Annotated in this window: 9 protein-coding genes; 5 read left to right on the forward strand and 4 right to left on the reverse strand. The window is 55.4% G+C overall.

Features of this window, described 5'->3' with window-relative positions:
- A complete protein-coding gene (locus QMX91_RS02445) occupies positions 1-669 on the forward strand; it encodes an ankyrin repeat domain-containing protein (RefSeq protein ID WP_282412187.1) in 669 nt (222 codons plus the stop codon).
- Between the two features lie 50 nt (positions 670-719).
- On the opposite strand, the gene QMX91_RS02450 is transcribed toward QMX91_RS02445, so the two are convergent.
- A complete protein-coding gene (locus QMX91_RS02450; RefSeq protein ID WP_220381831.1) occupies positions 720-1,595 on the reverse strand; it encodes a WYL domain-containing protein in 876 nt (291 codons plus the stop codon).
- Positions 1,596-1,714: 119 nt separating this feature from the next.
- Here QMX91_RS02450 and QMX91_RS02455 point away from each other — a divergent pair, with 119 nt between their 5' ends.
- From QMX91_RS02455 to QMX91_RS02475, 4 genes are all read left to right on the forward strand, one after another.
- A complete protein-coding gene (locus QMX91_RS02455) occupies positions 1,715-1,972 on the forward strand; it encodes a hypothetical protein (RefSeq protein ID WP_127650044.1) in 258 nt (85 codons plus the stop codon).
- 9 nt (positions 1,973-1,981) lie between these two features.
- Positions 1,982-3,034, forward strand: a complete 1,053-nt coding sequence (locus QMX91_RS02460; RefSeq protein WP_282412188.1) for an ADP-ribosylglycohydrolase family protein — start codon at positions 1,982-1,984, stop codon at positions 3,032-3,034.
- A gap of 370 nt (positions 3,035-3,404) precedes the next feature.
- Positions 3,405-4,658, forward strand: a complete 1,254-nt coding sequence (locus QMX91_RS02470) for a DUF1269 domain-containing protein (RefSeq protein WP_282412189.1) — start codon at positions 3,405-3,407, stop codon at positions 4,656-4,658.
- Positions 4,659-4,667: 9 nt separating this feature from the next.
- Positions 4,668-7,211, forward strand: coding sequence for an AAA family ATPase (locus tag QMX91_RS02475; protein WP_282412190.1), 2,544 nt, complete (start codon positions 4,668-4,670; stop codon positions 7,209-7,211).
- A gap of 437 nt (positions 7,212-7,648) precedes the next feature.
- Here the strand turns inward: QMX91_RS02475 and QMX91_RS02480 are convergent, their stop codons facing one another.
- Genes QMX91_RS02480 through QMX91_RS02490 form a run of 3 tightly spaced genes read right to left on the reverse strand, consistent with a single transcriptional unit; the run spans position 7,649 to position 13,149 of the window.
- The gene (locus QMX91_RS02480; RefSeq protein ID WP_282412191.1) at positions 7,649-9,223 is read right to left on the reverse strand and encodes a tetratricopeptide repeat protein; all 1,575 of its coding nucleotides are present in this window, start codon (positions 9,221-9,223) and stop codon (positions 7,649-7,651) included.
- Between the two features lie 18 nt (positions 9,224-9,241).
- Complete coding sequence (locus tag QMX91_RS02485; protein ID WP_220381824.1) at positions 9,242-10,948, reverse strand: LeoA/HP0731 family dynamin-like GTPase; 1,707 nt, start codon at positions 10,946-10,948, stop codon at positions 9,242-9,244.
- A gap of 11 nt (positions 10,949-10,959) precedes the next feature.
- A complete protein-coding gene (locus tag QMX91_RS02490) occupies positions 10,960-13,149 on the reverse strand; it encodes a hypothetical protein (RefSeq protein ID WP_282412192.1) in 2,190 nt (729 codons plus the stop codon).
- Between the last annotated feature and the right edge of the window lie 52 nt (positions 13,150-13,201).

Genomic DNA, 13,201 nt, shown 5'->3' on the forward strand with positions numbered 1-13,201 from the left:
ATGCCATACACGCCCGCTTTGCTTCCTCTGCTGCAGAAGGCTTTGGCCTCGACGAGCTTTTGCGTTGACGACATGGAGGGGCTCGGCTTGGGGGACTGGCACGCTTCAGTGCTACTCGACAATACGCAGTATCTGTCGTCGTTTGATCCGCTGGCGTTCAATGACCGGAATCTTGTGGGGGACACCCCACTGGACATCGCCTATCGGCTGAACCGAATCGCCCTGATCGAGAAGCTGGAGGCACTCGGTGCCTTGGGGGACAAGCAACTGCGGGACTGGAAAGGCCTCGGCAGCTTCATGCCGCACGATAAATACATGCATCTTCCCGCCAGGCAGGGAAAAATAAAAACTCTTGAAACGCGTTTCCGGCTAGGCGGGAGTCTCAACCATCGTGATGTGGGAGGAAATACGCCTATCCATTGGCTAGCAATAAACGGCCACTTCAAGGCCGTCAAGTACTTCACTGACAACTACAATATATTCGAACTTGATATGAACGCGAAGAACAATGAGGGCAATACCGCTCGAAATCTGGCCATCCTCTATGGCCATCACGACATCGCTGAGCAGCTGCTGATCCGGGAGATCAACAGCTGCATCAGCGCTGCGCGTATCTGGCACGAGATATCGGCCGGGTGGACATGGATGTTGCCGAGTCGAAACGCCTGACAGACAGCGATCGACTCGGGGCAACACGCCTTCGCCCAAAGGATTGAGGATCAGTCATGCATGAGCCAGGGGCGCAGCTCCTTAAGGTTGGTTGCCACGATTTGCTGTGCCTCGGGGTTAGTGGCCTGGCTTCTGGGGTCGATCTGATAGCGCTGCAATACATACTTCACCAGCGCTCTGCGACTGGGCACCACTAGCTGGCCATCAATCATGCCGAAGTCGGTTTCGATGATTGACTTCTGCGCCGCGTTCAATCGCCCATCGGCTGCAAAGATGACCGGTATCTCGGTGTTCCAGTCTTCATCCAGCTCACGAGTGTTTGGCGATTCGTCGAGCAGATCCGGCTGGCCCCGTAGACGGCTGAGCACAAAGTCGCGGTACTGGCCATTCTTCTCGCAGTAAGCCCGAACATGCCAACGCATACCGGTGTAGACCAGCGTGTGAGGGGCTATGAGGCGAATCTCCACGTTCGGAGTATTGAGCGACACGTACTCGGTTTCCAGGCGCAGGCCGTCGCGACAGGCCTTGAGCAATGGGCGCAGGACTTCCGGCCGAATTGGACGATCCGGGACTTCCAGCACCTTGGTGTGGGCGTAGGCTAGGGCGAGTCCATCGATGTGCGGGGCGCGTTCGTTGTTCTGATAGAGCAGGTGCAAATAGGCGCTGGCGCTGTTGTCGATGAACAGCGGCGTGAACGTCTTGCTGGGCACGTAACCTTTTATTTTTTTGTCATATGTAAGATTTTTAGGCGCATGTTCTGTGATGTAGGTGTTGATGTCCTTGGACGCCTGCTGACGGCTGATGCCGAAACTCTGCATCAAGTGTCCCGTGGTCAACCGGCCCTCCCACCAGGCAACGGTCTCAATCAAACGATAGCGAAGTGCCAGATCCCAGCGGACCTGTTCGATGGACTGCTTCCGTTTCATACCCTCTCCATGTGCGCGAATACTTTACCTGTATAAGTCTACATTCTAGACCTGTCGTTTAACACTACATATCGTGTGTCTGTCTTCAAAATGAATTGAAGTCACGAAAGGAAGTGGACATGAGTATGTCGGAAGCGGTTTCGACGGGTGCATTGCTGATGATGGGAGCAATCCTGCTGGTGTTACTGCATCAGTGTTTGAGATTGCGTGAGCTCTGGCAGATGGCTATGGGCTGCCAAAAAAATGTGCGTTGGGCGCGGATCTGGGAAATGGAAAACCGCGAACTGCGTTCGGCGTTGCGAGCCGAGAAAGAGCACGTCCAGCAGTTGCAAAGAAAGCTGGTGATTCTGCAGGAATTGATCCCTGCAGAGGGATGAGGGAAGGACATGAACAGACTTGAACGGATCAAGGGTTGCCTGCTCGGCGGCGCCGTCGGTGATGCGCTAGGCGCCCCAGTGGAGTTTCTCGAGTGGTCTGCAATTGAAGCTAAGTTCGGTCCACAAGGTATCGTTGATTTTGCCCCTGCTTTCGGTACCACCGGCGCCATCACCGACGACACGCAGATGATGCTTTTCACCGCAGAAGGCTTGCTGCGGGCTTATGTGTGCGGCAGCTCACGAGGGACTTGCCACGTCCCCAGTATTATTCACCATTCGTTGCTTCGCTGGCTGATAACCCAGGACTACCCTACGGCGATGCCGATCGGCGTGGACGGCTGGCTGATCAAGCAATCGGAGCTCTGGTCTCGGCGTGCCCCTGGCACTACTTGCCTAGGTGCACTCAAGGCCAGTCCGCGGCTGGGCGCAGTTGCCGAGAACAACAGCAAAGGCTGTGGCGCCTTGATGCGCGCTGCGCCCTGCGCCTTCTTTGCAAACGCCTTTGACTACGCTGTCCAGTCAGGGCGCCTGACTCACGGACACCCTACGGGCTACCTGGCGGCCGGGTTGTTTGCCGATATTCTCCAGCGCATTGTCGATCGGCAAGACAGCCTGGAACACGCAGTCACTCAGAGCCTGGCCCAATATGGACAAGTGCCCGGTATGGAAGAAATACGGAGCCTCATTGAGCGCGTACTTTTCTTCTTTTACGAGGGCTACCAGCCCACTCCGCAACGAATAGGCGAGCTCGGTGGCGGATGGGTCGCCGAAGAAACGCTGGCTATCGGATTGTGGTGTGCCCTGGCAGCGCCTTCGTTCGAAGAAGGCGTAATCACGGCGGTGAATCACAGTGGCGATAGCGACAGTACCGGGCTCATCGCCGGGCACTTGTTGGGTGTTCAGTATGGTGCTGCAGCGATTCCTGCTCGGTGGTTCGAACAATTGGAGCTGCGCGAAGTGATTGTGCAAGTCGCCGAGGACATGGAGCGCATTCCGCGTGAGTACTGTGGATTTGGTGGAGTGTTCGATCAGCAGATCGAGTTGGCGTATCCCGGTAGTTGAGAGCGCTGATGGAGACGACTATGGATAAATTTTCAGGAGAGCTGCGATGCCTATAAGGCCCAGGCCATTTACGTTTGTGTGTGGTGAATGTGGTTGGAAGAAAACGATGGCACCCCAGAGTGATGCGCTGGGACCGGGGGAGTGGTTCAAGCAGTGCCCGAAATGCGGGAGCGAATCGTTGAAGATGCGCGATGCGGGGTGGGTTGAGCGGACGTTAGCAGAGTTGCTTCTGCGTCTCTAAGTGCATGTCCTGTGATATTTGGGTGGGGTCGCATGGCAAAAGGCCATTCGTTAGCGAGACCATAGGCACTTTGCCGGGTATCATTTCTTTTTTTTGTCACCCTTGCTGATCCCCAAAGGACACTCTGCCATGAGCCAATCAGACGGATTTTCTATGTCGAACGTTTCCGAGCCGATGCTTAACGATGAAAAAGAGCACGAGCGCCAAGCAGATCTGCTGAGCCAAGTCGCATTCGCTGACTCTGGTAGTGCGCCCAAGGCTGTAGAGGTCATTTGGAGCTTCATTCGTTCCTACGACCAGCATCGCCACGAGGTGCCCCTGGATCAGTGGCTCACGCATGAATTCAACAAGTATCCGCATCTCTGGGAAAACAACGCCGAAGTCGAAAGTGTCGCGCGCACGCTCATCGAGTCGATCACGCGTACCAATCAGCATAAAGAGTCGTTGCAACGACATCTCGACAAGGGGAAAAGCACGGCTAACTGGCTGGCCAAGGAGCTGGAGCAGGACGCTCAGGACAATCCCGACCTGAATCTGGGCGAGTACGCCGGGCATGTGCAGGACATGCTGGAGTCGGCCAACGTATCGCTGATGCAGACACTCAAGCCGGATGTTCGTCACACTACGGTACCAGCCGGCGTCGCCATTGGCGGTACGACAGTCACTACGGAAAAACAACCGACTATTTGGGACGAAAACTCCCGTTTGGCCATTGCCAAGGACATCAACAATCAGGCGTTGCTAAATGCGGCGCTGAATGCTTCCTGCCATGGTGCCCGCATCCTCGGGCAGCGCACCTGGAACTGGATGCGTGGCCATGAAAACCCACCTGTCAGTGTGGCCCTGCAGGAATTTTTCGATAGTACGCTGAAGTCCACCCGGCATATCGGTGCGCAGGTTGCCGTTTCCGGTGGCGTGGTGATTGCTGCCAAAAGCGGTTGGCTGAGTTTTTTTCGCGATACGCCAACCGAGGTGATCGCGACTACTACCTATACCGGCCTGGAGCGTTCCAAGGCGTTGTATAAGCTGGGGCAGGGCGACATCCTCGCCGATACCGCAATTAATGCCATCGAGCAGACAACCATGGTGGCCGCTCGCTCGCTGGCGCAAGTAGTCGAACAAAAAGGCACCCAACTTGGCGACAAATGGGGAGCTGCGTTAGGTTCCGTTTTTGGTCCTGGAGGTACGGCTGTGGGTGGTCTTGTTGGCGGCATTGCCGGTCGTTTAGCGGGGAAGGCGGTGGGCACGCTTATTGAAAAGGGTGGCAGGAAGATTGTCGAGGTTGCCAGCAAGGTTGTTCGGAAAGTGACGGCAACCATTAAAGAGGTTGGCTCGGCCGTAGTAGATGTTTTCAAAGGCGCGTTTAACTCGATTTTTGGCTAAGGCTCTTTCATGAAAAGCAAAAAGAATTTCGAAATCAAGCTGGAAGAGCATTTCCTGGCTGGCGCTCCCGCCATCTATATCCAGTCCGCTGAAGAGGCCCGTGTCGATCAATTGCTGATCCGACTTCAGGATAAGCTCGGGCTCAAGCGTATCCATGAGTGGAACCTGGGGCATGGTTGGGTCGACTTCGACAACAAGCGACCACTGAGCAATCTCGAGTCCGGCAAAACCGAGCTGGAACATGCGCTGTTAGCACTGTTGGACGCGGACCTGGAGCAGTCACTGATCTTGATCAAGGGCGCCCGACTCGCCTTGGAACACAACACGCTCGCTATTGCACGCCTTAAGCAGTTGCTGAACCTGATCGAACGTCATCACGCCGGCGAATGCTCGGTCATTCTGGTCTCGGAGGCGGTCTGTATCCCTGCCCCGATCGAGGCTCAAGTCTCCTTGCTCACCCTACCGCTACCGGATCGCGAGGAAATCAAGGCCTTGCTGGCGCAGGCAGCAGCCAGCGGACAATTGACCATACCGGAAAATCTGAATGATCAGGTGGTTTCAGGACTGAGTGGACTGACCGTTAGCGAAATCGCTCAGCTATTAAGGATGATGGGGCGGCAAGCCGCGACAATGGATGCTTGTGCATTGAAGACGATTCTCCACGAAAAGGAACAGATTATCGCCAAGAGCGGTGTGCTGGAGATGGTCCCCAGCCTCGTGGAGTTGGACGATATCGGTGGACTGGAGAACCTGAAACATTGGCTGGAGCAGCGCTCCACCATTATCCGTCGGCTGGACGAGGCCACTAAACGGGGAGTCAAAGCGCCCAAAGGGGTGCTTATTGCCGGCATGCCCGGTTGCGGTAAGTCGCTGACAGCCAAGGTCGCCGCTAGCCTATTCCAGTTGCCCCTATTGCGTTTGGATATCGGCTCATTGCTCGGTAAGTATGTCGGCGAAAGCGAGCACAATATGCGCCGTGCACTGAGTATGGCGGAGACCGTTAGCCCCTGCATTCTCTGGGTTGATGAGCTGGAAAAGGCTTTCGTTGGCATGGGGGGCGGTAATGCTTCGGAAGTGACGGCGCGCCTGCTGGGCTATTTCCTGACTTGGATGCAGGAAAAGACCGGTGCGGTTTTTGTCATAGCCACTGCCAACGATATCAGCGCACTGCCGCCGGAGCTGCTGCGCAAGGGTCGTTTCGACGAGATCTTCTATGTTGGATTTCCTAACGCCGTGGAGCGGGAAAAAATCCTGAGTATTCACCTGGGCAAGTCGCACCAGACGGTTGCTGAACTGGAGATGTTTAAGCTCGTAAAGCTGTGTCGTGATTACTGCGGTGCTGACATCGAGAATGCGGTCAATGAAGCCTTGGCTAATGCCTTCATTAACGGCAGCGCATTGACTCAGAAACTGCTGGAAGACGCGATCCAGTCCACCATCCCGCTACGCGAAACCCTGCGCGATCAGGTCGGCAAGTACGAAGAGTTGTTCGAAAAACTCAAGTTGCGCCCGGCATCTGAGTATCAGGGGCTCAGTGTGGCACAGATGATCAAGATGGCTGCCGACCCTAACCATGTGAAACGTGAGGAAGTCGCGAGTAACCCGGATTGTCCGGACGATCAGCTAGAGAAGCTGGCAATGGATTCGCAGCGCACAGTGATCAAGGCCGTTTACGAAAACCCTCGTTGTCCGGAGCGCTTGCTGTCGATCCGCATCAATATTCTCCAGAGCAACCCACAGTACGATCTGGAGCTACTCGAGCTGGCCTGCCTGAACGGCAATGCACCGGAAGATCTGCTGATTCGCCAGATCAATGACGGTACTCTTGCCAAAGAGCTTCGCGCCAAGCTGGCAAGCCTGGCGAAAGGGACAACTCTTCAGCAGAAGCTGGCAGCCGATAGCGATGCGCTTGTTCGTCAGGGTTTGGCAAGTAATAGGGCGCTTCCCGAACAAGTTCTGGAGAAGTTTGTGTTGGATGACGATGCTGACGTAAGGAGGGCGGTGGGCGGCAACTTGATTCTGCCTGAATCCCTGCAGTTTAAGCTGGCGGTGGATCACAACATTTCGGTTGTCGCTGCCCTGGTTTCTAATCCATCGCTTGGAGCCAATGTAAAACTTCAACTCCTTGAGAAGGGCGCAAGCAAGATCAAGCAGGCATTTGCCAGACGTCCAGAGTTGACGGTGGCAGAACAGCAAATGTTGCTGAAAAATGCCGACAATCCCTTAAAGCTTGTCCTTGCCGCGCACCCGAAACTTGCCGAAGCAATTCAAGTCCAGTTAGCTAGTGACTCCAGCTACAAGGTGCGGATCAACCTTGCCAAAAACTTACAGGTTACCAGCGAGGTTCAAGAAACTTTGGCTAGCGATACCAACGCTGATGTGAAGATCGCTTTGCTCGGAAATCCAGCTCTATGCCTAAGCGAGGAAGCCAAGCTGAAACTGGCAAAATTCAAGATAGAAAACAACTCGCCAGCCGCTAGAATGCTCAATATGCAGCGTAATTCGGGACTCTTTGGGAACATCGCAGCCACTCTGTACTCAACGGAGAACTAGGAGTGTTCCGAAGCGTTTCTGAATTACCGATTACGAAGAGCGCGAATTTGCGCAACGGCATTTAGCGATAACTTAGCGTTGGTAAATGGCGGTACTCGCTTGCCAATCGTTGGGTCTCATCGATGTCGGTGGCATAGGCAGCATTGAAGGCGATCCACAGAAGTACGAATCGCCCGTCAACCACCTTGGCCTGCTCGGCGCGTTGCAGGCAGCTGGGGGGCGGTGACCCTACACTGGACGGCCTTTTCCGTAAGCTGGACAACGTGCCGACTGTGTACGGCAGGACGCCAAATAAGTTCGATGGGAAAAAGGGCCGCTCAGGAATTCCGGGACCTACCGACTGACTTGGGGCTGGAATCGACCTACAGGGGCAATTGGCAAATAGTAGAGCTGAGATTCGAGTTAAACTATTGGCAGTTTCCCAGCAACGGCACTAGTCATTCCGCGTCAATCGAAACGGCTTTCCACCCCCAGCAAGCCCGCTTCTTGTTGTAGCTCAGCACAGCTGTGCCAGATATTTTCCGGCCATCCTCGACTCCGTGCTCTGTCACGAGCGGGGGCGCAACGAAGATGTCGGTTTCCGTGAAGCCCATGCCATTGGATACGCGTACCTCCTCACAGAATGCCTTTTTGACATGTGCATCTGGCTGTTTGTCGGTCGACCAAGCCTGATGCACACGGAACCCCTGGCCTTTTTTTGACGTGTATCGGGATAGCCTTAGACCTATCGAGTCCCCTTCAACGAAAGAACCGGACAGTTCGGAAAGAGGGATTACACCCTCTATCTCGCGGTCGACGATGAAGTGGAGGACGTGCTTGTCCTTGTTGATGTGGTCGATCACACCTGTTTTTTCCGGAAAAACATCCCAAAGCGTTTCGGATGGCCTATCTTCCAGCACGAAAATCCTGAACCTCTGATTGTCGTCAAACTCGCCCTTGATCCTTACCGCATTGCCCGGAGCCAGCTTCTTGCGTCCAACCTTGGATTCGGAAATGCTCACCTCTGTCGGGACAGAGGAGGTTTTCAGGAATAACCTCCGCTTCGGCTTGTCCTCTTTGCCAGGAACCGTAAATTTTTCGCCAATGTTGGCATCGAGCCAAGGCAAGTTGCTAAATAGCAGAGTTTCGGCAGCTGCCGCATGAGTCTGATAGAAGGCGCGGTTTGAAGCGCTGGCCTGCGATTCGGCAAACCATGGCTGAGAAGCGAGTTGAGCCGCGGTTTCGGGGATTTTGTGGCCCTCATTCTCCTTGGAGGCGATAACCGTCTCGATTTCGCGCTTGGCGGCAGACAAGTCATTGCATTCCAACATTCGTTGAGCGACTTTGAGCCTGATTTTTCCCGTGAATTTGTCATCGGCGGGGCAGGACAGTGCCTTGCAGTAACAGCCGAGCGCCGCTTGCTGGTCGGTGCGAGAAACGATGTCCCCCAGTAACCCCCAAGCCCAGTAGTCGTTTGCCTTGGCCTTAGCGACTTGGAGCCCGAAGGCTAAGGCCTCGTCATGCGCGCCCAAGGACAAGAGCACCTTCGCTTTGTCGAGTTTCAGCCAGATGTTGTCGGGAAATCGCTCGATTGCCGCGTTGATATGGGGAAGCATGTAATTCTGGTCTTCGGCGTTGGTTGAGGCGCTGGCCTCCTTACCTGCCTGCTGGATGACCTTCTCCGCCAAGGACGGGTATTCCTTGCCGTCCTCCGCTCGGTAGCGCTCGAAATCCTCCGAGCGCAGATATTCTAGTTTCCACAGGCGCGAAAAACCAAGCATGCTCAATTTGTCCTGCCCTGCGAGTTTCGCGGCAAGTTGAAGTACGCACGCGTGCAGCAGCGAAGGCTTTTCAACATCCAGCTTGAGATAGTCGTGCAGGTTGCGCTTGATGGCTCCGAGGTTAACGCTGTCGGCAGCCATCAACTCCTTGGAGTGCTTGAACAACGCCCATCCAAGGCCAGTCTGGGTTTCCTTGTCTCGGCGCAGGTTTCGGGGCCCTTTGGAGAAACCATTAACCAGCGGCTCACGCACATCGTGTTCATTATGATCTTAGCCCTCGATCCGGGTGAATTCGGCTTCTATCAACTCCCCGCTTTGGCGCCATTCCTTGAATTGTTCACGCAACCTTTTCTGCGTATCGATGGCGACCTGAACGTCTGCGGCATTGGCATCAAGTGAGGCGTAATCGGGGAAGAAGCGCTCCTCGAACGAGACGTCTTGAATCATGGTTAACAGTTCTTCACGCTGGTTGTTGAAGTTGTCCACCATCTCTGCGATAGCCTGTCTGAACTGATCTTCGCGTTTCTTGCGTTCATAGCTGTCCCAGGCTTCCAGCGCCAAGCCTGCAACCGACAGGATGCCGTTGAGGTTTTTCGCCAGGTTAATCGCGCCCCAAGGCTTGAATTTCAGTGCCTTGCCCAGATCCACGCCGAGGGTCTTGGCCACGTTAACGATGCCATCGCGGGCAGCCAAAATGCTGCCGTTGTTGATCAGGTTGCCCTTGATCACATAGTTCACGCCTTGCTTGCCCAGGTTGATCACGTTGGTGTTGAAGTGATCGATCTCGGAGTCAAAGCTGAGGCGCATGCGGCTGAGTTCCTGGCTCACTCCGTTGAGTTGACGATCGAATTCGTTCTGCAGGCGCGTGGTCACCATGACGCCATCACGCCCAATCTCACGCTCGAAGAACTCCTTGAAGGTTTCCTGGGTCAGTCCCTCCGTACGCATGATCAGCCCGGAGAAATAGCGTGAGACAAAATCACGCAGGCCGATACGCACCTCGCCTATTTGACTCTTGGCGCCGACGAGCTGACGACTGAGCGTGCGGCTGACGCTACTTAGGCGCTCGACTTCATCGCCCAGGCGCTGATCGTTTTCCACCGCCACCGGCAGTTCCTTATGCAGCACGTCGAGGATCACGCTCTTGCGCGCTTGATCGACAATCGCCGCAGGGCCGCCACTGGACTGAATCTTGCTCGCCGTGGCCTGTTGCAGGCTGGCGATGTGCGACAGCGTCTTGAACTGGCCAAGGCGTTCGAGCCAATAGTCAGTCCCCATGTCGAACGGGTTCGCAGCCACCGCGACGATACTCAGCGTAGCCACCTCCGCGTCGCTGGCGTCGATGGACTCGCGAAGCCGGCTTTCGACGTTGTTGCGTTTGACCTGCAGGTGCTGCGCGTAGCTCGCCTCATCCTCCACGTCGGCCACTTCGTCGAAACGGCTCAATACGAATACGGTGCGCGGCAGCAGGTCGAGCGTGCGGAACAGCCAGTTCAGGTCATCTTTATGGCTGTCCTTGATCGGGTTGGTTGAGTTCATCACGTACAGCACCAGGTGGGCTTCGCTGACGTATTTGCGCGTGATGTCCTTGTACTTCTCCATCGCATTGATATCGGCGTTGTACTGTTCCTTGAAACCAAATAGCCCGGGAGTGTCGATCAGCACGAAGTTGTCATCCACTTCGTAGACTTTCACCTCGTTCGATGACTCCTGCTGACTGATATTCATGCTGGATTTGTCGAGACGTTCCATCCAGGCCGCAGCGATGGACGTCTTGCCTTCAGAGAAACCGCCGATCAAGGCAATTTTGAGCTTGTCTTTGGCCAGGTTCTGGCTGGCATGTTCGAGTTTGCTCAGCAGTGTCGGGTCGATGTTGACGCCCAGTGCAGCACCTTGCTCGAGGAATACACGCAGTTTGTCCAGCAGTGCCAGAGCCTTGTTGTTTTGATTCAGAAAGAGCTCAAGGGTCGAATTCATGGTGCAGTTCCTTATGCTTTGAGGTCGCTGGCGATCTTTTTCAGGCCGAGGTGGGCAGCGTCGAGTTTTTGGTTGATGTGCCGTGCTTGCAGGGCGGGCTTCTGCAGAACGGTACGGATCTGTTCGATTTTCTCTTCCAGTGGCGGCAGCGCCTGCGCGAGGGTTTCGCGGAAACCGTCGCGGATGGCCTCGCAAGCGCTGTCGAGGTTGTTGTCGGTGGCTTTGCGCTGTTGGCCTTTCTTGTAGTCACTGTCAAAAAAGCTCCACACGGCCTTCGCGAGACCGACTAGTAGCGTCGCCACGCCAATGGTCATCAGCACCCAGCCCACGGGGTTCCAGATCATCACTGCACCACCGGCCAGACTGGCCAGTAAACCCACGACGTTGATCCCGTTGTCGATACTCACGTTCAGGCTGAAGTCTCCGGCCAGACGTGCCTTACCGATCTGTGAGTAGCCGGCCAACAGGTCTTTGGCATGCGATTCGAAACGCTGGACAATTTCGCTGACATTCTTCTGGAACTGATCAACCTGCTTGTCGAGTGTTGCCGGCAGTTTGTCTTGCAGTGTCGACTGCTCACTCTTTAGTACCCGTTCCAGCACTGCTTTGAAATCATCGTTGCTGATGTCGTCATCGATGCGGTCGTAAACGCGCTTGCGCACGGCATCTTCAAATTCGCCGATGGCCTGCTCGCCCGCATTGTTCAGGCGGCTGTTGAGGGACTTGAACGCAATTTGCAGCTGGTGGCAGGCGTTCTCGGCTTCCTCGTGCAGTTTTTTGGCCAGTGGGGCGAACTGCGCTACCTGGATGGCTTTCACTTCTGAGCAAACGTCGGTTACCGCGAGTTGAACCTTGTTCATGTTCGAGCGGCGTATTTTGGCCTTCACGTTTGTGACCAGGTCTCGGGTCAGGTGTCGATAGAATTGCTTGACGCCGGATTTTTCCAACAGCGCATCTGGCGCCATGGCATCGAGGAATTTCTTGCGGCTGATCGCTATCGTGGAGCGTGGCACCAGGCAATCGGCTGCTGCATAGAACGCGGGCAGGGCACAGAGGGTCATACTGCGCTGGTAATGCTCGCCCAGTTGCTTGCGCATGATCTGGTCCAGATCATCCAGGCTGGCCTGCTCGTCAGGGCTGATCAGGGCGGGTTTTTGCAAAGCCATGGGGTTGGTGATGCGTTTGTTGTAGAGCGTCCAGACTTCCGTCTGCGCACCCAGTTGCGCCTTGATTTTTTCCAGGGTGCCAGGACGGCCGGCATCACCGGTCTGCGGAGGTGCCGCTTTGGACGTTACGTAGAACACCGCATGGGCACGCTTGACCGCGTTGTTTATCTGCTCACTGACCTTGCTCTCGTCACCCTCGATGCCAGGAACATCGAGCAACTGAAAATGCTGCCCTTCTGAATCAAAGGCATACGCTTGAGTTTGACGGGTGAAGTCAGCGCGGCCATCACCGATGATGCTGCCGTCTTCGAAGGCCGCCAGTTGCTGGAGACTATCCAGTGCCGTTGCGTGACGCTGACGGGTTTCGCCTAGCCGGGACTGAATATCTTCGCTCTGCTGACGCAGCCTGGTCAGTTCGGTTTCACGCTGCATGGGCAGCACGGAGGTGCCGGCCTGCAACTGCACCAAAGCGATTTCTTCGGGAAGCTTGCGCAGCAGGTTGATAATGCGCTGGATCAGACCAGCGCTTCGTTTCTGTTCCTCGATACGCGCGCGCAGGGCGTCTTCTTGCAACTGCTGTTCGACTTGGCGCTGGTCATGTCGAGCATCGGCGGCGGCCGGTTCACTTTCGGCCTGGGCCAGGCGACCGTCCAGCGACTCGATTTCGGTTTCCAGTGCCTGCAACGCCTCTTCGCTCAACCCCGACTGCTGCTGCAAGGCGAGGAAGCGATGACGTTGTTCTCGTTTGGTGTTTTCCCTGAGCAAGATGCGCAAGGTTTCGATCAGCGTCGACTTGCCAGCGTTGGTTTCGCCATAGAACGCAACGGTGAAGGTTTTGTGTTCGGCGTTGTCCTTTAGCTCGTTGATTGCGTTGGTCAGCGCTTGTTCGATTTCCTGCAGTTTGCTCTGCGCTTCTGCTTGGGCCGAGGCTAGGCTTGGATCGTCGGCACCCCGTGCCAAGGCTTTGAGCAAGGTGCTGATGTGATCGATAAGTTTAAGATAGAGGCCTTCGGAGAGGTCTTCAGCTGCAGTCATGGTGTCTTCCTATCTGACTAAATGGGCTCGATTTTCTGCAGCGATCTGTTGG

Source organism: Pseudomonas sp. PS01299 (assembly GCF_029960145.1).
In the GTDB taxonomy this organism is placed as follows: Bacteria; Pseudomonadota; Gammaproteobacteria; order Pseudomonadales; family Pseudomonadaceae; genus Aquipseudomonas; species Aquipseudomonas putida_A.